Raw genomic sequence first — 20,224 nt, forward strand, 5'->3', positions numbered from 1 at the left:
TAATGATGATTGATGAGTTTACAACCCACGTTCGCTGATTTTCTTATGCTTTGAGTTTTGCCGCTCATCATGTGCTAGGCACACATTAAACGCGTTAACACGAGCGCCATAATGCCTGTCGTTACTTGAAAGCCTAACCTACCTTAGTGATCCGTGCGCGGGTAACGCTCGGTTCTGCGGCGACTTGAGGTTGGCGTTCTTTGACTTTTTTATCAATCACATTTTTCAATGCGATCAATAATCCCATCACAATAAATGCACCGGGTGGCAGCATAGCAAGGAGAAATGGGGTATCGACTTGCCATAGATGCATGGTTAACGATTTAGCCCATGGGCCGAGCAGTTGATCCGCACCATCAAACAGTGTGCCTTGACCTAAGATTTCCCGCGTTGCGCCCAGCACTGTAAGCACTAAAGTAAAACCAAGGCCCATCATTAGACCATCGAAGGCGGCACTAAACGCATTATTACGCGAGGCAAAGGCTTCGGCGCGGCCGATGATGATGCAGTTCGTCACAATTAATGGCAGGAAGATCCCAAGGGATAAATACAGGCCGTAGGCATAGGCATTGATGAGCAGTTGCACTGTGGTGACTAGCGCGGCGATGATCATCACAAACACAGGAATACGAATTTCTTTGGGTACATAGTCGCGCACCAGTGACACCAAAATGTTAGAGCCAATTAGCACCAGCATAGTGGCTAGACCAAGGCCAAGGGCGTTAGTGATCGTTGCAGTAACCGCGAGTAGCGGACATAAACCTAACAGTTGCACTAGGCCTGGGTTGTTTTTCCACAGTCCTTGCCACGCAATTTCGCGATAATTAGTCATGGTTGGCCTCACAATTTAGCGGCTGGCTGAAAATTTGTGCTTGGTTAGTGCTGAAATACCATACCGCGTTTTTGACTGCTTTAACATAAGCGCGCGGGGTGATGGTTGCACCGGTAAATTGGTCAAAATCACCGCCATCTTTTTTAACTAACCATTGCTTATCATCTGCAGAGCCCAGCACTTTACCAACAAACTGAGTGACCCAATTCGATTTACGTAGTTCAATTTTGTCACCCAGCCCAGGGGTTTCTTGGTGGGACAAGGTACGTACGCCTAAGACTTCACCTTGGATATTAATCCCAACAATTAATTTAATATTACCGCTATAGCCATCGGGTGCGATGGCTTCCATGGCGATAGCGACAGGCTTGCCTGCATGGGTAGCAATATAGGCCGGCATTGGACTATCCGTGCCTAATGCTTCTTTGTTTAATAGCAAGGTACACTGAGCGGTAAGCTCGTTATCATGAATTTCATCAGGGATTAATTGTTGCAATACTCGCATCAATTCCTGTTGTTCTTGCTGCTTAATCTTGTCAAAGGTTTGTTGATTGACCGCGGCGACGAGACCCGTGCAAATCAAGGCAAACAGTGCCAATAAAAAACCATTTTTAATCATCGGATTTTTCAACTCTTTTTCCTTAAGCTCTCGTAACCAGCAGAATGACATTATCTTGTAGCATGACTAGTCCGCCCAATGGCCTTAGCTAGCTGAATGACCATAGGTGCGTGGCCGCACATAGTAGTCAATAAAGGGGGCGCAGAGGTTAGCCAATAACACGGCAAAAGCAAAGGCGTCAGGGTAACCGCCTTTAATGCGGATGATATACACCAACACACCAATTAACGCGCCGAAGATAATGCGACCACGGGGGCTGGTTGCAGCTGTGACGGGATCGGTTGCGATAAAAAATGCCGCTAACATGGTCGCGCCAGAAAACAAATGTAATAGGGGACTGCCTTGGGTATCGGGCGACAGTAAGAAACCGATACTCGATGCAACAAAGAGCCCCAATAACACGCCAGTACTGATGTGCCAACGAATGGCTTTCAGTTTAAGTAACACTAAACCGCCAGCCAGATAAGCTAAATTCACCCAGAACCAACCTACACCTGTGCTGCCATCAAAAATGGCTTTAGTCAGGCTTTCAGTGGTGGTTAATCCTAGGGATAAATCGGTTTTAAGGGTATCGAGTGGCGTCGCCATTGCGATGCCATCTATCCCTAAACGAAACTGTTCCAAGTTAACGTGGGCGCCAATGTTGAAGATAAGTTGCAAGCTCTCAGCTAGGCTAGGTGAATGCAGCGCAACGGTACTCGGTGCTATCCAAGTGGTCATTTGCACTGGGAATGAGATTAGCAGCAATACATACGCCGCCATTGCAGGGTTAAACAGGTTATGGCCTAAACCGCCGTAAAGGTGCTTAACGATAACGATCGCAAAGGCGGTGCCCATCACTATCATCCACCAAGGTGCTAGGGGAGGAATGGCGACACCAATCAAGATTGCGGTCAGCATGGCGCTGTTATCGCTAAGGCTGGCTTTGATATTACGATTGCGAAGTTTCATCACCGCGGCCTCACAACTTAAGGCTACGAGGATCGCCAGCAGGACTTGCACGAGTGTGCCCCAGCCAAAAAAGGCGCATTGCACCACAAGGCCCGGCAGTAAACATAAAATCACCCTTTGCATCACAGTTGAGGTTTGCAAATTACGTGTGACATGGGGTGATGAGGCTATTTTAAACGCCATTGTGTTCCCTTTTTATCATTCTGTTCTTAATCATTAGCAACATTTGAATCGCTCGAAACTTCGGTTTGTTGAGCGAGTGCCGCTTTTTTGGCTTTTGCCTTGGCGATGGTGGCAGCAATCCGCGCTTTTTTAAGCTCATCGCCTGATAAGGCTGCCGTTTCAATGGGTTCTGCAATTTGTTCTGCGGATGGTAAAACGGCTTCGGGTTTAGCTGCGACGGCGTCAAGTGCTGCTATCGACGGCGATGCCACGTTCGTTTTAGTTTGAATGTCGTCAACTGACGTGGACTCTGCCTCTAAATCAGACTTAGGCTCAACAATTGACGCCGCTGCTTTTTTCGCTTTGGCACGAGCAACTGCGGCAGCCACTTTCGCCTTTTTAATCGCTTCAGCGTCGTTAACGTCAGTAGCGGCAGCTTCTTTATCATCATTCACATCTGCTTGAACGCTAGTTGCGGAATCAACTGCCGGAGTCGCGGTCTGAGTTAAATCATTGTCAGCATTTGTCTCAACTTGCTTCGCGGCTTTTTTCGCTTTAGCACGGGCAACCGCGGCGGCTACTTTGGCTTTCTTAATCGCTTCTGAATCATTAACGTCACTAACGATAATTTCAGTATTGCTAACTTCAATATCACTAGCGGCGGTTTCTGCTTGCTGCGCCGCTTTCTTGGCTTTTGCCCGCGCGACTGCGGCAGCTACTTTGGCCTTTTTATCATCGGCAGCGCTGGCTTCTGGTGTACTGTCAGCCGTTTCAAGCGGCGCGGTATCGGCTTGCTGAGCCGCCTTTTTAGCTTTGGCGCGAGCAATGGCCGCGGCGACTTTGTCCTTCTGAGATAATGGCGCTTCTTGCGCGATTGCATCTGTTGCTAAGAGGGATTCATCACTGGCATCAACATTCACTTGGGCAGCTTTCTTCGCCTTAGCGCGGGCGATGGCTGCGGCAACGGCAGCTTTACCCTTGGGCGCGTCTGTCGTATCAGTGCCTATTACGTTTGATTGATGATTCAATGATTCTTCAGTCGACAACTCTTCAGTTGCTGATTGTGCCGCTGCGGCTTTTTTCGCGGCGATCCGTGCCATGGCTTCAGCGACGGCATTTTTATCCGTGCCAGTCATAGTCGCTTGTCGGCGCTCTGCGGCTTCTTTGGCCTTAGCTTCACGGGCAAGTTTTTCTTCTTCAAGACGCGCTAAACGGGCATCGAAACGCTGTTTAGCGCGCTCCGCTTGCTGCTTTTCATCGGCGGCTTGTTTAAGTGCAGATTTGGCAATGCGGTAATACTCGACTAAGGGAATATCACTCGGGCAGACGTAACTACAACAACCGCATTCAATACAATCCTTTAGATTGTAGCTGGCAGCTTTGTCATATTCTTCGGCCTTGGCGTGCCAAAAGAGTTGCTGTGGCAATAAGAGTGCAGGGCAGGCATTGGCGCATTCGCCGCAGCGGATACAGGCTTTTTCTTCTGGCGTAGTTCCTATTTCTTGGCTGCTTGGCACCAGAATACAGTTAGTACCTTTTAAAATAGGCACTTGGATATTTGCCAATGCATGGCCCATCATAGGCCCGCCAATAATCACCTTTTGTGCAGGCTCTGGCGTGAACTCAGTCGCAGCCAGCACATGCTCAACAGGTGTGCCTATCGGTAACCAGTAGTTTCCCGGTTTGCCGACATTTTTGCCCGTCACAGTCACAACGCGCTCAATCAGCGGTTTACCTTGGGTAACCGCTTGATGAATCGCAAAGGCAGTGCCGACGTTATGCACGACGATACCGAGTTTGGCGGGAATCGCGCCCGAGGGTACTTCGCGGCCAGTAATGATTTGAATTAACTGCTTTTCACCACCAGAAGGGTATTTTGTCGGAATGACGGTTACCCGAATGCTGTCCGCTGGGAGCCCACATTGGACGACTGCAGCTTGCATGGCTTTGGCCGCTTCTGGCTTATTATCTTCAATGGCGATAACAATGCGTTTTGGCGTTAATAACCGATGAATAATGCCAATACCGGCGAGGATATCTTGGCTGTATTCGCGCATTAATCTGTCATCGGCGCTGATATAAGGTTCGCACTCGACGCCGTTGATGATGACTAAATCAATTTCACTGACCGGATTAAGCTTAATATGAGTTGGAAACGCCGCGCCGCCCATGCCTGCAATGCCAGCAGCACGGATCTTATCGATCATCTGTTGATGGCTTAAGTCATCAAGCTCATTTTGCACCAGCTCACACCAAGTGTCTTTGCCATCGGCCTGAATAACGCAGGTATTAACCGGCAATGCTGAGGCGTGGTTACTTGCCCTTGGCTCAATGGCAATGATAGTGCCTGATGTCGGTGCATGCACAGGTAAATGCCAAATGGAGGTGCCTTGCGTTAACGGCGTGCCTTTTAATACGCTATCGCCGATGTTTACCGCAAGTGTGCAGTTTTCACCGACTTGAGGAATGGGCACTAAGTACGTAGCGGCTAAGGGCAGTTGGCTAATCGGCGTCGCGTTCGAGAGGAATTTGACTTCGGGTGGATGTATACCACCGGGTGAGCGCCAAAGGGTTCCTTTATCTAATTGATCTAATAAAGTTAACACCGCTTTTCCTCTTCTAACTGTGGGTCTTGATTCTGAATCTCTTGAATGAGAGTCACTGGGATGGCATTTAAGCGCCAGTTCCAATTTTTAAGATTCTGGGTGACTGGGATCATATCAATACAATCGACGGGACAAGGCTCAACACAGAGATCGCAACCCGTGCAATCGGTTGTCAGCACAGTATGCATAAGCTTACCTGCACCGATAATCGCATCCACGGGGCAGGCTTGAATACACTTAGTGCAACCAATACATTCGTCTTCACGTATGTAGGCGACCTTTTTCACTTGAGATTGTGCTTCGGCATTCAGCGGCTCTGGCTCGACGCCCATCAGGGTCGCCAGTTTTTCCATGGTGGCAGTGCCGCCGGGAGGGCATTTGTTGACTTTATCACCGTTGGCAATCGCTTCAGCATAAGGGCGACAGCCAGGGTAACCACATTGACCACATTGGGTTTGTGGCAGAATCGCTTCGAGTTCATCAACAATCGGATTGCCTTCAACCTTAAATTTAACGGCGGCAAAACCGAGTAATAGCCCAAAGACTAATGCCAATAGGGTCAACAATATGACTGCAATTAAAATTCCGGACATCTTACTTAACCAATCCTGTGAATCCCATAAAGGCGAGGGACATAAGACCTGCGGTGATCATCGCTATGGCGCCGCCTTTGAAAGGTAAGGGGACATCTGCGGCAGCTAAACGTTCGCGCATCGCCGAGAAGAGAATTAACACTAATGAGAAGCCTAACGCAGCACCAAAGCCATAGATAGCCGATTGGATAAAATCGTGCTTCTCGTTAACGTTCAATAGGGCAACACCCAACACCGCACAGTTAGTGGTGATCAGCGGCAGGTAAATGCCTAAAGCGCGATGCAGTGCAGCACTGGTTTTTTGCACCACCATTTCAGTAAATTGCACCACAACCGCAATCACTAAAATGAAGCTCATGGTTCGCAGGTAGCTCAGATCAAAGGGCAATAGTAGATACTGGTTGACGAGGTAACTGAGAATCGAGGCTAACGTCAGCACAAAAGTGGTCGCCATAGACATGCCAATAGCGGACTCCAGTTTACTGGAGACCCCCATGAAAGGACACAAGCCTAAGAATTTCACTAAAACGAAATTGTTGACCAGTACTGTACTGATCAACAAGAGGAGATATTCAGTCATCTCAATACTTTTCTAAACGGATCTTGGCCGTATTATCGACTTTTCCGTTTGCATAAACAACATATAGAATGCAGGGTTAACCATCTTTACTGTAAATTTTGGCGACGAATTAACCCGTTAAAGTATTAAATTTGATCTGTAATCGCCATGGCTTGGGGCTGTGCTATGTAATAGCCTTGCAATCCATCAACTAAGAGTTTTTCGAGGGTGAGTTTTTCTTCTTGGCGTTCGACGCTGGTCGCAATAACCCGAATGCCTATCCGTCTTGCAACATCCACCATCATACGGACGAAGAACTTATTATTGCTGTCTTCATCGATGTTCGATGTGTAGCTGCCATCAAGCTTTATGTAGTCTGGGCGCACTTCACTGAAGAATTTGAAGGACGTAAAGCTCATGCCAAAACGCTCTATCGACACCCGCGATCCAACGCTATGTATTTCGCGAACGAACTTATAGCTTGCCCCTAAGTTAGACTGCATACCTGACTCATTGATCTCAAATACTAAGCGTGAGGCGATGTATTTTTGCTTGCCTAAAATGTCCTTTAGCCAAGCGACAAACATATCTTGATGCGCAGAAAATGCGCTGATATTGATACCAAAGTTACCCGAAATGGTCGGGTTTTCCTTAAGCATTCTTAATGCACTGATCACCACAAGTTTATCTAATTCAGAACTCATACCGTGACGTTCGGCCATAGCGATCACTGTGGTGGTCGGTAAAAACTTACCTTCGCTATTGTAAAAGCGCGCCAACAACTCACGGTAAACCTCTACATCGGTACGACACGGCTGAATTGGCTGTTGGTAGAATTTTAATGCTTGGCGAGTGACTAAATCATTGATCGCCATTTTCCAGCGATCATCGCCAAACTGCTCGTCACCATTGAGTTTTTCTTGGATATGATAACTATTAGGCCCAAGGGTCTGCGCTATGCTGACTGCGGTATCCGCAATCGTCAGTAAATTAACCGCATCGGTACCTTGGTGATAGGGAACTAAACCGATATGGGCAACAGATTCCGCTTTTGTCATCAGCAAATATTCATCGAGATAAATTTTTAATTGATCTAAAAATTTTGGCGCATCCTTCAGCATGACATCAGGAATAAAGATGGCAAAATCAGCGCTCGATACCCTGAAACATTCTGCATCTGAATACTTACTACAGGCTTTGCGGATACAATTGGCCACCCTTGAAAGATAATCATCCCCCGCAGTTCGCCCTTGTTTTTGATTGATTTGCGCAAGCTCTGTGGCCTTAACCATTGCCATCAGCCCCAATTGAGGAATATCGGGATTGCTTATGGTTTCTAATTTTTGGGTAAAGCGCTGGCGACTACCAAAACCCGTCACTGTGTCTTGATAGGCCGCTTTATGCAGCTTTTCATTCTCTTGATTGAGTTTATCGATTTGGGCTTTAAGTTGAAGACGACACTCTTCAAGGGATATTCCAATGGGGTTGAGCTCACCTGTGAGTTTTGATGATGCGACAGCAGAAAACCCTAACTCAGGTATTTTTGAAATATAATCAGCAGCATAACGTATCGCCGCCCTATGTTTTGACATTAACAGAATAAAAACTAACAGCAAGATAAGGTAAGCCACCAGTAACATGACACCGAGCTTTTGAGTATGACTAATCGAAGTTTCAATCGCTTGGTTTGCACTGAGTTTGACTTGTAAACGACCGGTTGCCAATTTTTGTGTATGACTGAGCTCGATAGAAAATAAACGGGCTAAAGGATGAGGATGTTGGCTGTCTAAACGACCTTCTGTATGACTCCGTTGGCCATCGGTATCATCAATATATTGGAAAAATTGGAATGGGTAATTTTCAGAAAGCTTTTTGAAGAGTTCGGCGCCATCACCTTGCCATTGTTGGTAGCGGGTTAAACTGGTTTTAAAGCTATCCAGTTCTTGCTGTTGTTGGATTTGTAATTGGCTATTTTCGCTTTGATATACCCAAGCAAAAAGACCTAAGAAAATAAGCAGTAAAAAAATTGGATATGATTTTGACATGGCCATAAAAATCCGCTCTATTTTTTTGGGTGAGCTCAAACAGGATAAGTTTAAGTCAAGAATACTTAACTGCAGCTATCTGTGTGATGACACTCATAAATTTTTATTAATAAGCTGATAACAGTGTAACTGCATTTGCTTAAAAACAAAACGGAAAAGAATAGGGTAACTAGAAGCCAGAAGAGGCAAAGACACGGGAACAAAACGAAGAATAAATTGGCTCCCCTGACTGGACTTGAACCAGTGACATACGGATTAACAGTCCGCCGTTCTACCGACTGAACTACAGGGGAGTAGAGGGTGCGATATTGCTATCGACTTTACAGAAACAACACTTCTTAAATGGCTCCCCTGACTGGACTTGAACCAGTGACATACGGATTAACAGTCCGCCGTTCTACCGACTGAACTACAGGGGAATCGAGGTGCGATATTACTATCGACTTTTTAGCTTGCTTAAATTGGCTCCCCTGACTGGACTTGAACCAGTGACATACGGATTAACAGTCCGCCGTTCTACCGACTGAACTACAGGGGAATCATTTTAATGCATCAGCTTGATAATATAATTGGCTCCCCTGACTGGACTTGAACCAGTGACATACGGATTAACAGTCCGCCGTTCTACCGACTGAACTACAGGGGAATTGTTTACAACTTATCTTACTGCTTGTTCTAACTCATTTTTATCATGTGCTTAAATTGGCTCCCCTGACTGGACTTGAACCAGTGACATACGGATTAACAGTCCGCCGTTCTACCGACTGAACTACAGGGGAATCGTTTCACACAATCGTAGCGACTCGTTGAGAACGGAGCGCATAGTAAAACGCTCTGTTGGATGAGTCAACTCGAGTTACTAAAAAAAGTGTAATTATGCTGTTAAGTGCTCATCTAATGTGCATCGTGGTGCAGAATTCGACATTTTCCGTGAAAAACCACTTAACAATTCGCAATATAGCCATAATTGAGTCCATCGTTTTTAAGCGGTGATTCTATGAAATTGAAATCATTCGCTAAATAATCGACATCGTTTTCGGTACTTGGTTGAGTACTTAAGATTCAAACCGCTCAAAAAAGGATCTCAGATGGGGTAATGTGAATTTACTCAGTTCTTTATACCGATAGAAAACGTGGGTTATCTTTTCGCCGTTAAAGTCCGTTTTTCTGTTTTAACAAGTTTGCTGTTATTGATGGAGGTGTTAATTGAGGCTTTATCGAATTAGCGTGAGCTGTTTTTCAAATTAAGTGATGCACTTCACTATCAGTTGTGGCACCAGATGCGCTACTACAGCTCGTGTTATGTAACCAGTCAAATGGATTGACAATAAGTGAGAACAGCCGAGATTAGTTGAAACTAGGCGGGAGGCCTTGGTGTACAAGAATTGTGCGAGTAGTGAGTTAAGTCGGAAGTGATTCACTAGGATTGATAAAAACAAAGCTGGCGCCAAAATGGTTCGCCAGCTTTGAAAAATAATCACAGTTCATCAAAATTGATAAACTCGGAACTTTTAAAGATTTAATCGAGGTTTTTACCCATCCAAACGACTTTGCCAATAATTTGCAGCATTGGCAGTTCACCCGCAGAGACAATCTGAGATTTATACTCCTTGTTGTCACTGAGTATCTCTATGCCGCCATCAAATAGTTTCTGTAAGCGCTTGGCGTAAAGATCGTCGCCCAGACGTAATACGAAGATACAGCCGTCTTCTAGCGTAGTCTTGCTGATATCTACCAGTAAGCTATCTCCGCTGTGTATGGCGGGCTCCATCGAATTGCCTTTGGCATAGACGACTTTAAGATTCTCGGGCTTTAAACTACGGTATTTAAGCCAGTTCTTTCTAAACGGCAGCCGTCTGCGTACACCTGTTTCATCATTAAACGCACCATGCCCAGTGCTTACCACCACGTCATAGCCTTCAATCAAGAAATACTCTTCATTGAATTGGTCTTGGTGGACGTAAACAATACCTTCCTGGGAAATTTCATCGCGTTGGCGATTCGGGTATTTAGGGCCATTGCCAGTTGCAAGCCAACGAATGCTCACGCCAGCCTCTTCTGCTATACGTATTGCTGTATCTAACTTAGGTTCTCCACCTTTGATTAGATTACGTAGGGTGCCTTCAGATACGCCAATTTTAATGGCGAACTCTCTAATACTGTTTTTCCCAATTGCTTCCGAAATACGGTCAGCAAGAGTGCCGACTTCAGTTGTGGAAGTCGGATCTAAAGTTGGATCTGAATGTAAGGCTTCCGACTTCATTATTTTCCTCGAACCAAAATCTATTTAACGCTCAAGAGAGCAATAGTTATTACTTAAAAACTACCGAATAAGTAATGGTTTACTGAATATTCAACCGAAACTACATCAATCTTTTGCGCACTTAAATAACTTTAGTGCGTAATTTTCTGCGCAAAAAAGCAGAAAGCTGTTGATTTGTGCCTAACTCGGATCTATATTCGCAATACGTTACGCACTGCGTAACGTATTGTAGTTAAACTGCGTTCGTTCGCAATGCGAACGTAATCAAAATATTAGCACGGTAATTCTTATGAAGATAGAAAGCGCTCGTCATATACATGCAGCCTTGCTCGCAAATGGACAAAGCTGCCGTGCGTGGGCGATTACGCATGGATATAACCCAAGGACGGTTCAGAAGTGCGTTCAATGGTTTGCACCCAATACAGGTCGTAAACCTAAACGCTTAAAAGCCATCAAGATCATGGCTGCTTTATCTGAATACCTTGGTGTTGATTTAGTGGGAGAGCACCATGACTAAGGAATGGTTTAGCACTGTAGAAATTGCAGAGCTATTGGATGTCGGGGATAGACGCGTCCGTGATAGAGCAAAACAGGAGAACTGGCAAAAGCAAAGGCGACAAGGGCTAGGTGGTGGATTTGAATATCACCTAAATAGTTTACCCCTTGAGGCTCGTCAGAAGCTGGCAAAACAGGAAGCGGAGCAGATAGCAACATCTCCAACGTCCCTGATGCGTGCAGGATCTGCTGTTGCCAAACTGCAAATCCCTGCAGTGAGTCAAACAGAAAAAGCCAAGAGCATTCAGCAGTTTATAAACCTACCTGATAAAGCACAAAAGCGGGCTGATGCAAAGATGCTGATCGTCAATGCCAAGGCAAAATTCTGCATGCCTTACCTTGAGGTTCGCAAGCTCGTTGATGGTGAAAAAGCATTCTGCAAAGCCTATGCCCAGCGTTCGATTGCACTACCGGATTGGGTATTCTCAATTATTAGCAGCGTTTCTATTGTAACGATCCGCCGTTGGGAAAAGGTCTTAGAAAAAGATGGCGTTAGCGCACTCGCTGGTAAATATAAAGTTGAGCGTCCTTGTCTACTGAATGACGAGCCCGACTTAGCCGACTTCCTAAAGGGGCTGATCACTGCCAAACCGCATCTGGCAGGCAAGGCAAAGCAGCTTAAAAAGCTAGCCGAGATCTATGCGATAAAAACCGACATGCCTTGGCAGATCCCAAGCATCTCCAGCATTCGCCGCTGGGTGAATAGATGGATAAGCCAGAATCAAGCGGCTTTTACATTCACTACAAACCCTAAAAAATTCAACGATAAATACCGGACTGCAGTTGAGCAAACCTATCCATGGATGGCTGCGCCAAACGATGTATGGGAATTTGACTCAACCCCAGTCGATGCAATGTTGAAAGAAGGGCGACACACCATTATTGCGGTGATCGATTGCTTCACTCGTCGCGTCAAACTGCTTGTTTCGCCCACTTCATCAAGCGAAGGTATTTGCCTTTTAATGCGTAAAACCTTGCTGGCTTGGGGAGTCCCAAACCAAGGCGGCTTAATGCGTACCGATAACGGCAGCGATTATGTCAGCCAGCGAACCACGAGCATCTATCACTTACTCGACTTAGAACAAAGCCGAGCTAACCCATACTCAGGTTGGGAAAAGCCCTTTATCGAACGTTTCTTTAAGACGCTCAGCCATGATCTTATTGAGTTACTGCCTGGCTACATTGGCCATAACGTCAATGATCGCGAGGCTATCGAGGCTCGGAAAGAATTTGCGGTACGCCTTAAAGAGCGCAACAAGAAAGAGAACGAAAAGGCTGATTACGATCTCCGTATGACGCAACCGGAATTACAGCAACTTCTTGATAATTGGGTAGATGCCTATTATCACCTCCGCGCACACGATGGCTTAAAGGGTAAAACACCCAATGAAGTCTATCGCGCAGCTCAATATCAAGTGCGGGCGGTCGAACATCCTGAAGCCTTAGATCTCCTGCTTAACCACGTTGGCGAGTACACCATCCTTAAGGGCTTTATTAAAGCGGGAGGATTGCGTTATACGGCTCCTGAAATGTTGGAGCATGAGTGGAAAGGGCAACGAGTCCGTGTATTTCTCGATCCAACAGACGTCGCTCGTGCGTTTATTTACCCGATCAATAATTGGGAAACCCGAATCGAAGCAGTTGATAGTCGTCTTTTAGGTCAAGAGATCAGCCCTGCGGCTTATCGTCAAACCAAAAAAGAAGAAGCCAAGGCACTGCGTAGTTTCAGGGCCGAAATGAAGCAACTCGCTAAAACGTTCAACATAGGCGAGATCCATCAAACCGTCATCGAGCACTATGCCAAGCAGGCTAAGTCACTAGTCGAGTTTCCAACCCAGCCAATAGCCCACCAAAACCCCAGTTTAATGGCATTAACTGAGGCTGCAGAGCAGCTCGTTAAAACCAATAAGCCTGCTTATAGCGACCAACAAATTGAGCATTTACGCCAGAAGCGTAAAGCGATTGAAGAACGTAAAAACACCATTAATCAACAGCATGCAACCTTAGTGCGTAATGAGCACGAAAAGGCACGTTTGCTTGCCGCTGAATCTCTCAACCGTGAATTAACACCAAAGGAGGACGCATTCCTAAAGGATTACAAAAAGCACAACAAGTTAGGGGCAAAACGCATTGATGAAATCATGGGCCATAAGCGCAGAGCGACCAACTGAGCACTTATGACCCACAACGGCCATGAAGGCCATAAAACTAAAGCAAATGGAGTATACAAAATGAAAGCAGTGATCGCACCTGTAAAAAATGTCCTGACAGCCCAAGACGCCTTCGACAACCTTTGTACCCGAGGCATAGGTGTACCAGGTCTCGGTTTGTACCATGGCCCAAGTGGCTTTGGTAAAACAACTGCAACCACTTATCTGTTTAACCAAGTGAACGGTATCTATGTTCGAGCCATGGCCACAGACAGTGCCAGTACGCTAATGAACCGCATTGTGGGCGAACTCGGATCGAGCGGCATGTGGCGCATTAATAAGATGGTCGATTTCACTATCGAGCAAATGAGCATGTACGAACGCCCACTGTTCATCGATGAAGCAGACTACCTCATGTCGGATGTTCGTATGCTTGAAACTGTGCGCGATCTCTACGACAACACAGAAGTCCCAGTGATCCTCATTGGTATGGACCAAATCGCCCGCCGTATCAGTACACGCAAACAGTTCTTTAACCGTATTTCAGAGTGGGTTGAGTTTCGACCAGCTGACTTAGATGACGTCATGGTGATGGCCGATTCCCTCTTAGACAACGACATCAAAGTCGAACCAGAACTCCTTGATGAACTGCGTAAAGCCAGCAGTGGTGAGGCTCGTCGTATTGTCATTGGGCTTAATCAAATCGAACGTCTCGCCAAAATGAACGAACTTGATTACGTCACTGCAGAACACTGGGGGGCACAGCCATTCCATGGTGTTCGACGTCCAAGCCTTGTGGGTTAAGCGTTATGGCACAAGTCAAACGCTCAACCCCGTTAAGGCATAGCGCATGGTTGTTTATGTGCTGTTGTCGCAATCGAAAAGTCAGCTTTAGTGCTGAACAAGTTGCCGATGCATCGGGAATGCCTAAGTGTCTCGCGAATCGCTTTTTGCGTGATTTGTATCGAGAAGGGCGCTTAACACTCGAATGGAAAGGGCGTACAGGGCTGACCAACCGCTACTGGTTAAACGATGACAGCCCGTTAAAGCGCCAGTCTCAGTTCGCCAAGATTAAAGCGAATCAGCGGATCTGGAACAGTTGCCGCATCATGCGCAATTTCTCGATTGAAGAAATCATGGTCACAGCTAGGGTGGCGCGTTCAACGGTAAGGCGTTACCTCAATGCCCTGCAACGGGCAGGCTTGATCCGCATCAGAGCTATCGAAGAGGAAATGATCATTTATCACCTCAATGTTGACTGTGGCGCTTTAGCGCCAGAGCTAATCGATGACGGTATTTATGCACCAACCAAATCGAAGTTTTATCCCTATAGGGAGGCGCTATGAACAAGGACAATTGGTTCCAAGTGCTTGAGTTAAAAGTCAGTGAGAGCAGCCAAGCGCAGATTGCCAGAGAGCTAGGTGTCAGTCCGACAATGCTTAATCAGGTCCTGCTGAACAAATACAAAGGCAATATCGACACCATTAAAAATCGTGTCGAAGGGCGCTACTTACGTCACCACGTTCAGTGCCCCGTTGCAGGACAAATCAGCGTTGATACCTGCAAAGACAATCAAGAACGGCCTTTTAGCTCTACCAACCCACAACGCGTCCGGCTCTATCGCGCCTGTCGCGGTGGCTGCCCACATTCGCAGTTAAAGCAGTCGGCAGTAACACAGAGGATCGATGTGCAATCGGCGACAGACAGTCGTTACAACGTAGAGGAACAGCTCGCGTTCTGTCGCCGACTCGCCCAGGGCGATCAACTACAGCATATCGAACTACTCGAAAGGGAGTTGCAAAAGGTGGCTAACCGCCTAAATAGCGCCCTTTGGGATAACAAATGGAAAGGTAAATAACATGCAAACAAAAGCTATCAATGTGATTGCCGCCTTAAGGCTTCGTGGGATGAAGGTCGTTAGCCAGCATCGCGGTGTTATCCAAATTGACGTTCCAAGCCGTGATTTTAAACGCATGGCAGTTGAGATTATCGAGAATATAAAAGGCATTCGTCGCCGTTGTATGGCGGTGCAATTTCATGGCGTGACAGTGCGCTGGAATGAGGACAAATAAGATGAACACACAAGAACAAACCCACAACCAAGCTGCTATTCCGCAGGGCTACCGCAAAAACGCGGTAGGCGATTTGGTGCATGAAGATCGTATCAAGCCCGTGGACAAACTGCGCGATGAAGTCGTGCTGGCTATTGTCGGTTCTGCTAAAGAGCTGCGTGAACAGATGCTTAATTTCAAACTGATGACGATGGTGCAAATTGATGGCTTTGCCGAACTATCGGCTAGTGAATATGGCGTTAAGGTCGGTGGCAGCAAGGGCAATATTTTGCTTACTAGCTTTGATGGCAAGTACCAAGTGCGCCGTGCCGTGGGTGAACACCGCGTATTTGATGAACGCATTCAAACCGCTAAAACCTTGATTGATGACTGCATTAAAAGCTGGAGCGGTGGCGCGGATACCCGCCTGATGGCGATGGTTGAGCATGCCTTTCGGGTAAACCAGCAAGGCCGAATCGACGTTAACCAAGTGCTCAGCCTGCGCCAGCTGGATATCGACGATGCCAATTGGAAACGGGCAATGGACGCCATAGCTGACGCGATTCAAATCACAGGCACTAGCCAGTACCTGCGCCTATATGAGCGTCAGCCTAATGGCAAATACACCCAACTACCACTGGATATCAGCACCCTTTAGGGTAGGCAAGGAGCACATCATGACACTCAGCACACAATCGGGCATTCAACACCTATTCGATGACAACCAAGCCGCACTCGATCGGGTGGCGTTTCAATTACGCCAAGCGACCTTACTTGAAGCTAGCTTTGACAATTTGCGCAGCGAACTCAGTGGCCTAGCTTCTGAAAGGCCGCATTACTGCTTGATGATGTGCGCCGCGCTGCTCAATGCACTTAAGGAGTTAAGCAAAGAGTTTGCGGGCGAGCGCCGCGCTGTGATCGCCTTTTTTATGGAGAAGTCACTCAATTATTTAGAACTGCTAGAACCAAAGCCAGCAATGCGTTAACTCTGCGAAACCCGCTCCAGTCATTGGGGCGAGGTCTATCCAGCGTAGTGGCTGGGTACTGATGAGCAGCTAACAAAAAGAGCAAATATGAATGACACCTTACGCGAAACGATTACTCAAATATGCCATGGATTATTGCCCCATTCGTCATGTACGTAAGGGGAAAACCAAAGCCGAACTACGCAATGATCGCGAGCAATGGGCTGTTAACTTTTTAAATGCAGCAACACCGAATTGGCAGCACCTTAAGAGTCAACCTAAAGCCATCAAGATAGTATCCAGTGCGACAACCGATGAGGATGACGAATGTTAGAAACTAATCAAAAAGCCCCTGTGCAGACTAAAGCGCAGGCGCACCCAGTCGCTCAACACAAGAAGCGCCTTATCACCTTAATCAATGTGGCTAAGGGATCATTGCAGCTCGATGAAGCCATCTACCGCGCCATGCTGAAAAATGCCACGGGTAAAGATTCCTTGCGGGCAATGAACTTGCCAGAGCTTGAACAGGCGCTAGAAGTGTTTAAACAAAAGGGCTTTAAACCTATAGGCTCTAAACAAGGGACAACCAACAATAAAACAGCGGTTAAACGCCGTTTAAGTCCTGCTGCGGGTAAAAGTAAATTGGCCAGCATAGATAAAATACGTGCCATTTGGATCACCATGGGCCATCACTTAGTTATCCAGGATAACAGTGAGTCAGCGCTCGATGCCTATGTGCGCCGCATGACTCTACGTAGTAAAAGTGAAGGCGTGGATGCCACCGCTTGGATGACAGAACAGCAAGCCTACAAAGTATTAGAAAGCCTTAAAAACTGGCATAAGCGCGTACTTATCGAGCGGATTACCGTCCGTGGTGAGCGGCTAAAGATGAATGAAGCAGGTACACGCCCCGCAAACTATGAAGTGATCGTCGCGCAATACGAGGGGCATGGCCATGAGTAAGAACACTCTAAACGCGGTTAGCATTCCCGAAAACCAGTTGGATTTATTGTCCACCAGCGCCGCCGAGCTGGAACAAGCCCTCGAAACCTTAGCCACGCTTAAGCCCGATGAACGTGAGGACTTCATTCGCCGCTGGCCCTCAACCTTGCAAAGCTTGTGCGATGTGATGCGCCAAACCCTAAAGCAATACGATATTGATAACGCGGATAATGTCAGCGAAGCCTTAGCCACAAGCCTAAGTGCCTACCTAGGTGGACGCGATATCTACATCCCCAATGGTGAGCGCCTCAAGGATGCGCTGCGGGATATCCGCATTTGGCGCGAGTTTAAGGGCAATAATCTTGAGCAGTTAAGCCGCGACTATGGACTCACCGAGCGCCGGATCAGTCAGATAGTCGCGGAGCAAAGGGCGGCATTTGTGGCAAGGAAGCAGAGGCGGTTGTTTTGAAATCCAATCTATATCACAGGGTTACCAAAAGGTAGCCCTTTTTATTGGTTTACTTTGGCAATAAACTTATCGATACTTATTATGGGCCTAGGATACATAAGGACAATGTATGTTATTAACGATAGACCGTGTTTCTAAAAAAGAATTTGATACAAAAGGGATCGTCAGAATTGATTTCCCACAAACAGTGATAAGAGAAAAAAGAGAAAAAATCATTGAAGAGTTTAAGAAAAGAGGTTTTATGGGGGAGCTAGAGATCTGTGGAGGATTCGATGGTCATGGTAATGAATTTGTACTTTTCAATTCAGCGTGTTATACGCAAATTGAAGCTCTAGACTGGATTATAGAGCATGCATATGAAACGAGCGGCTTAAATTAGCGTTTAATTGGGCATTAAACAGTTAGGATGTTGAAGCATGATTAAATGGATATTATTCACAAGCCTCGTTGCACTGCTAAGCACTAATGCAAATGCTGAAATCTACAGATGCACCACTGACGGTGTTGATACCTATAGCCAAACTCCCTGTGCGGAAGATGCGCAACCTATCATTATTACTCCACCCGCCAAGTTGCACTCAGGCGAAAATACCGTAAATGAAGATGAGTTAGTAGCACAATGCGTTGAGGTACTTAAGCATTATGCTGGCTTTAAAGATCCTGACTCGATTAAAGTTGAAGGACTTTTTTTCGATTGGCTTCATGATGACAGTGGTGCTAGGCGTGTTTTGCAGATAAAAATCAATGCTAAAAATAGCTATGGTGCTTATGCTGGCGGTGAGTTCTACCCCTGTTTTTTGAACTACACAGGGACGAAACTAAGCGATAACCAGTTCAGGATATTTAAATAATATTCGTTTAAGTGATACCTCATTTTAAGGAGCATTAATGGCAAGAGAATCTGGATTTAAGGCTCCTACGATAAAATTATTGAAAGAGCGAGTAGCTCATCGGTGTTCAAAACCTGATTGTAGGGTTTCCACTATAGGACCTATTTACGGTGAACTTAAATCTGGTTGTATCGGTGAAGCTGCACATATTTTCGCTGCTTCTCCTGGTGCAGCGAGATATGATCCTAATATGACTTCTGATGAGAGAATGCATTTCGATAATGGAATTTGGTTATGTACAAATTGCCATACCGAAATTGATAGGGATCCTGTCCGATATCCGGCTAGTCTGCTGCAATCTTGGAAATCAAATGCAGAGGCTCAAGCATTACAAGAACGGGGAGAGAAGCTACCATCAAAAACAGATGCCATAGATCAGCTGTGTATGGCAATGACAAGGCAGCCACAAGTTTTTATTCCTAATGCTATAGCAAATGTCCATATAGCCAGCGGGTTAGCATTAGAGCAACTTGATCCAAGGTTTTTTGTAGAAACAGGATATGAACGTGGTGTGCAGTCATACATACTTAATGCTAAAGAAAATATACCTTTGAGCTTATCAATTGAAAACAAAGTTGAAAACAAGAAGCGTTGGCATTCATTTGTTGAGCACGGTGAGGATTTTGTTTTAAGTACACAGGAAATAAATCTAAAAGGTTCGGAGCTTTTCAATGTACTTGTTAATAGTAAAGAAGGACGATTCGAGATCAAGGGACAGAAAATACCTGCTACTGTTAGATTAGTGGTTATTGAGCCGACTACTAGTGAGCGTTATTTTTTTTGCGAAGTAAATGGTTCCATTTCTAGTGGGATGAAGACTTTTACATTCACAGGTGAGGCTTGTAATGGCATATTTAGTATGACATTAAGAAAATCACATGATCCCACTGATGTCCAAGCTCAAATATATTTTTCAGTAAATATGATGAAATGGGAGCTAATAAATATTATTAAACTCCCATTTTTTGAACGAGTATATGATTTTTATACGAAACTTTCTAATGGGAAGTTAGAGCTCTCGTTAGAGGTTGATGGTGTAATTGCTTTAAAATCAACATCCTCTATTAATTGGGAACAGGGTGATATTTATGATACGGCATTTTTGCTTACATACATTGATAAATGTCGAAGGCTTTCTGCGAAACTGAATTTAAAGATTTATTATCCAGTTAAATATAGTTATAGCCAATTAGATCTAAATAATATTGATGAGGCTTTAAATATTTTTGAGGGTAAGGTGGTATATCAGTACAGTCAGTTTACAAACAAACCGTCTATGTGCGTGTCAATTCCATTGGGGGAGGTAGAACAAACATTAGAATTACTGAATAAAAAGGATGGTGTTTTGAGGTGGGAATCGAATGGCGTGAAATCTGTATCTTTGTTTGATGAGGAAATAGAATTACCTAGATTGATGTTGGTTCTTGAAAGTTATTATTTGTCAATAGTTAACGAGTTACCGTTAGGTAGTGATTGTGTTAGTTATGAGCTTGAAATCTTGCCGAAAGATAATTTTAAACTCCGATATGTTTTTGATACAGATTCAAATTTGCGAAACTAATCCCGAAACCT

At 45.7% G+C, this 20,224-nt stretch carries 22 protein-coding genes, 5 tRNA genes and 1 other RNA gene; 15 read left to right on the plus strand and 13 right to left on the minus strand.

Features of this window, described 5'->3' with window-relative positions; all coding sequences use genetic code 11:
- Nucleotides 1–133: 133 nt before the first annotated feature.
- The 13 genes from L5M11_RS09210 to L5M11_RS09270 form a co-directional block, all read right to left on the minus strand.
- Complete coding sequence (locus L5M11_RS09210; RefSeq protein ID WP_028760019.1) at nt 134–832, minus strand: electron transport complex subunit E; 699 nt, start codon at nt 830–832, stop codon at nt 134–136.
- Nucleotides 825–1,463 (minus strand): electron transport complex subunit RsxG, encoded by a 639-nt coding sequence (gene rsxG, locus L5M11_RS09215; RefSeq protein ID WP_105252444.1) that lies wholly within the window; start codon nt 1,461–1,463, stop codon nt 825–827. The genes L5M11_RS09210 and rsxG overlap by 8 nt, the downstream gene beginning before the upstream one ends.
- A gap of 72 nt (nt 1,464–1,535) precedes the next feature.
- Nucleotides 1,536–2,585, minus strand: coding sequence for an electron transport complex subunit RsxD (gene rsxD / locus L5M11_RS09220; protein ID WP_263145747.1), 1,050 nt, complete (start codon nt 2,583–2,585; stop codon nt 1,536–1,538).
- A gap of 26 nt (nt 2,586–2,611) precedes the next feature.
- Nucleotides 2,612–5,170, minus strand: a complete 2,559-nt coding sequence (gene rsxC / locus L5M11_RS09225; protein ID WP_263191926.1) for an electron transport complex subunit RsxC — start codon at nt 5,168–5,170, stop codon at nt 2,612–2,614.
- The gene (rsxB, locus tag L5M11_RS09230; protein ID WP_063884360.1) at nt 5,164–5,763 is read right to left on the minus strand and encodes an electron transport complex subunit RsxB; all 600 of its coding nucleotides are present in this window, start codon (nt 5,761–5,763) and stop codon (nt 5,164–5,166) included. The genes rsxC and rsxB overlap by 7 nt, the downstream gene beginning before the upstream one ends.
- A 1-nt stretch (nt 5,764) precedes the next feature.
- Nucleotides 5,765–6,343 (minus strand): electron transport complex subunit RsxA, encoded by a 579-nt coding sequence (gene rsxA, locus L5M11_RS09235; RefSeq protein WP_006081543.1) that lies wholly within the window; start codon nt 6,341–6,343, stop codon nt 5,765–5,767.
- Nucleotides 6,344–6,468: 125 nt separating this feature from the next.
- On the minus strand, nt 6,469–8,373 hold the full coding sequence (locus L5M11_RS09240; RefSeq protein WP_263191928.1) for a GGDEF domain-containing protein: 1,905 nt from the start codon (nt 8,371–8,373) through the stop codon (nt 6,469–6,471).
- A 211-nt stretch (nt 8,374–8,584) separates the two neighbouring features.
- Nucleotides 8,585–8,660: transfer RNA gene (locus L5M11_RS09245), tRNA-Asn, on the minus strand.
- Nucleotides 8,661–8,710: 50 nt separating this feature from the next.
- Nucleotides 8,711–8,786: transfer RNA gene (locus L5M11_RS09250), tRNA-Asn, on the minus strand.
- Between the two features lie 43 nt (nt 8,787–8,829).
- Nucleotides 8,830–8,905, minus strand: a tRNA-Asn gene (locus tag L5M11_RS09255).
- 32 nt (nt 8,906–8,937) lie between these two features.
- A tRNA-Asn gene (locus tag L5M11_RS09260) sits at nt 8,938–9,013 on the minus strand.
- A gap of 57 nt (nt 9,014–9,070) precedes the next feature.
- A tRNA-Asn gene (locus L5M11_RS09265) sits at nt 9,071–9,146 on the minus strand.
- A 740-nt stretch (nt 9,147–9,886) separates the two neighbouring features.
- Nucleotides 9,887–10,630, minus strand: coding sequence for a S24 family peptidase (locus L5M11_RS09270; RefSeq protein WP_063884362.1), 744 nt, complete (start codon nt 10,628–10,630; stop codon nt 9,887–9,889).
- A gap of 289 nt (nt 10,631–10,919) precedes the next feature.
- Here L5M11_RS09270 and L5M11_RS09275 point away from each other — a divergent pair, with 289 nt between their 5' ends.
- The 15 genes from L5M11_RS09275 to L5M11_RS09345 all read left to right on the plus strand — a co-directional run bounded on the left by L5M11_RS09275 (nt 10,920) and on the right by L5M11_RS09345 (nt 20,213).
- Nucleotides 10,920–11,147 (plus strand): hypothetical protein, encoded by a 228-nt coding sequence (locus L5M11_RS09275; RefSeq protein ID WP_041411143.1) that lies wholly within the window; start codon nt 10,920–10,922, stop codon nt 11,145–11,147.
- Nucleotides 11,140–13,356 (plus strand): DNA-binding protein, encoded by a 2,217-nt coding sequence (locus L5M11_RS09280; protein ID WP_263191930.1) that lies wholly within the window; start codon nt 11,140–11,142, stop codon nt 13,354–13,356. Before L5M11_RS09275 ends, L5M11_RS09280 begins: the two co-directional genes overlap by 8 nt.
- A gap of 60 nt (nt 13,357–13,416) precedes the next feature.
- Complete coding sequence (locus L5M11_RS09285) at nt 13,417–14,139, plus strand: AAA family ATPase (RefSeq protein ID WP_012089134.1); 723 nt, start codon at nt 13,417–13,419, stop codon at nt 14,137–14,139.
- Between the two features lie 5 nt (nt 14,140–14,144).
- Nucleotides 14,145–14,681, plus strand: a complete 537-nt coding sequence (locus L5M11_RS09290; RefSeq protein WP_263191932.1) for a hypothetical protein — start codon at nt 14,145–14,147, stop codon at nt 14,679–14,681.
- Nucleotides 14,678–15,193, plus strand: coding sequence for a hypothetical protein (locus L5M11_RS09295; RefSeq protein ID WP_131524989.1), 516 nt, complete (start codon nt 14,678–14,680; stop codon nt 15,191–15,193). Before L5M11_RS09290 ends, L5M11_RS09295 begins: the two co-directional genes overlap by 4 nt.
- A gap of 1 nt (nt 15,194) precedes the next feature.
- Nucleotides 15,195–15,407 (plus strand): hypothetical protein, encoded by a 213-nt coding sequence (locus tag L5M11_RS09300; protein WP_063884365.1) that lies wholly within the window; start codon nt 15,195–15,197, stop codon nt 15,405–15,407.
- 1 nt (nt 15,408) lies between these two features.
- A complete protein-coding gene (locus L5M11_RS09305; RefSeq protein WP_076500561.1) occupies nt 15,409–16,044 on the plus strand; it encodes a DUF3164 family protein in 636 nt (211 codons plus the stop codon).
- Between the two features lie 19 nt (nt 16,045–16,063).
- Nucleotides 16,064–16,372: a hypothetical protein gene (locus L5M11_RS09310; protein WP_263191933.1), complete on the plus strand. Its 309-nt coding sequence runs from the start codon at nt 16,064–16,066 to the stop codon at nt 16,370–16,372.
- Nucleotides 16,373–16,374: 2 nt separating this feature from the next.
- An RNA gene (locus L5M11_RS09315) (hammerhead ribozyme type II) lies at nt 16,375–16,447 on the plus strand.
- A gap of 16 nt (nt 16,448–16,463) precedes the next feature.
- Nucleotides 16,464–16,685, plus strand: a complete 222-nt coding sequence (locus tag L5M11_RS09320; RefSeq protein WP_263191935.1) for a hypothetical protein — start codon at nt 16,464–16,466, stop codon at nt 16,683–16,685.
- Entirely contained in the window at nt 16,679–17,314 is a 636-nt protein-coding gene (locus L5M11_RS09325) for a gp16 family protein (RefSeq protein ID WP_263191937.1), read from the plus strand. Before L5M11_RS09320 ends, L5M11_RS09325 begins: the two co-directional genes overlap by 7 nt.
- Nucleotides 17,307–17,762, plus strand: coding sequence for a Mor transcription activator family protein (locus tag L5M11_RS09330; protein WP_131524994.1), 456 nt, complete (start codon nt 17,307–17,309; stop codon nt 17,760–17,762). Before L5M11_RS09325 ends, L5M11_RS09330 begins: the two co-directional genes overlap by 8 nt.
- A gap of 109 nt (nt 17,763–17,871) precedes the next feature.
- Nucleotides 17,872–18,141: a hypothetical protein gene (locus L5M11_RS09335; protein WP_263191938.1), complete on the plus strand. Its 270-nt coding sequence runs from the start codon at nt 17,872–17,874 to the stop codon at nt 18,139–18,141.
- Nucleotides 18,142–18,178: 37 nt separating this feature from the next.
- On the plus strand, nt 18,179–18,613 hold the full coding sequence (locus L5M11_RS09340) for a DUF4124 domain-containing protein (protein ID WP_263191939.1): 435 nt from the start codon (nt 18,179–18,181) through the stop codon (nt 18,611–18,613).
- Between the two features lie 37 nt (nt 18,614–18,650).
- Nucleotides 18,651–20,213, plus strand: a complete 1,563-nt coding sequence (locus L5M11_RS09345) for an HNH endonuclease (protein WP_263191940.1) — start codon at nt 18,651–18,653, stop codon at nt 20,211–20,213.
- The last annotated feature ends 11 nt before the right edge of the window (nt 20,214–20,224 follow it).

The sequence above is a fragment of the Shewanella sp. SM87 genome (assembly GCF_025653705.1).
Classification (GTDB): Bacteria; Pseudomonadota; Gammaproteobacteria; order Enterobacterales; family Shewanellaceae; genus Shewanella; species Shewanella oncorhynchi.

Bases quoted from the DNA above. Each gene is read 5' to 3' on its own strand.
- L5M11_RS09210 (WP_028760019.1), bottom strand. From the start codon at position 832: ATGACTAATTATCGCGAAATTGCGTGGCAAGGACTGTGGAAAAACAAC.
- rsxD (WP_263145747.1), bottom strand. From the start codon at position 2,585: ATGGCGTTTAAAATAGCCTCATCACCCCATGTCACACGTAATTTGCAA.
- rsxB (WP_063884360.1), bottom strand. From the start codon at position 5,763: ATGTCCGGAATTTTAATTGCAGTCATATTGTTGACCCTATTGGCATTA.
- rsxA (WP_006081543.1), bottom strand. From the start codon at position 6,343: ATGACTGAATATCTCCTCTTGTTGATCAGTACAGTACTGGTCAACAAT.
- L5M11_RS09240 (WP_263191928.1), bottom strand. From the start codon at position 8,373: ATGGCCATGTCAAAATCATATCCAATTTTTTTACTGCTTATTTTCTTA.
- L5M11_RS09270 (WP_063884362.1), bottom strand. From the start codon at position 10,630: ATGAAGTCGGAAGCCTTACATTCAGATCCAACTTTAGATCCGACTTCC.
- L5M11_RS09275 (WP_041411143.1), top strand. From the start codon at position 10,920: ATGAAGATAGAAAGCGCTCGTCATATACATGCAGCCTTGCTCGCAAAT.
- L5M11_RS09280 (WP_263191930.1), top strand. From the start codon at position 11,140: ATGACTAAGGAATGGTTTAGCACTGTAGAAATTGCAGAGCTATTGGAT.
- L5M11_RS09285 (WP_012089134.1), top strand. From the start codon at position 13,417: ATGAAAGCAGTGATCGCACCTGTAAAAAATGTCCTGACAGCCCAAGAC.
- L5M11_RS09290 (WP_263191932.1), top strand. From the start codon at position 14,145: ATGGCACAAGTCAAACGCTCAACCCCGTTAAGGCATAGCGCATGGTTG.
- L5M11_RS09295 (WP_131524989.1), top strand. From the start codon at position 14,678: ATGAACAAGGACAATTGGTTCCAAGTGCTTGAGTTAAAAGTCAGTGAG.
- L5M11_RS09300 (WP_063884365.1), top strand. From the start codon at position 15,195: ATGCAAACAAAAGCTATCAATGTGATTGCCGCCTTAAGGCTTCGTGGG.
- L5M11_RS09305 (WP_076500561.1), top strand. From the start codon at position 15,409: ATGAACACACAAGAACAAACCCACAACCAAGCTGCTATTCCGCAGGGC.
- L5M11_RS09310 (WP_263191933.1), top strand. From the start codon at position 16,064: ATGACACTCAGCACACAATCGGGCATTCAACACCTATTCGATGACAAC.
- L5M11_RS09320 (WP_263191935.1), top strand. From the start codon at position 16,464: ATGACACCTTACGCGAAACGATTACTCAAATATGCCATGGATTATTGC.
- L5M11_RS09325 (WP_263191937.1), top strand. From the start codon at position 16,679: ATGTTAGAAACTAATCAAAAAGCCCCTGTGCAGACTAAAGCGCAGGCG.
- L5M11_RS09330 (WP_131524994.1), top strand. From the start codon at position 17,307: ATGAGTAAGAACACTCTAAACGCGGTTAGCATTCCCGAAAACCAGTTG.
- L5M11_RS09335 (WP_263191938.1), top strand. From the start codon at position 17,872: ATGTTATTAACGATAGACCGTGTTTCTAAAAAAGAATTTGATACAAAA.
- L5M11_RS09340 (WP_263191939.1), top strand. From the start codon at position 18,179: ATGATTAAATGGATATTATTCACAAGCCTCGTTGCACTGCTAAGCACT.
- L5M11_RS09345 (WP_263191940.1), top strand. From the start codon at position 18,651: ATGGCAAGAGAATCTGGATTTAAGGCTCCTACGATAAAATTATTGAAA.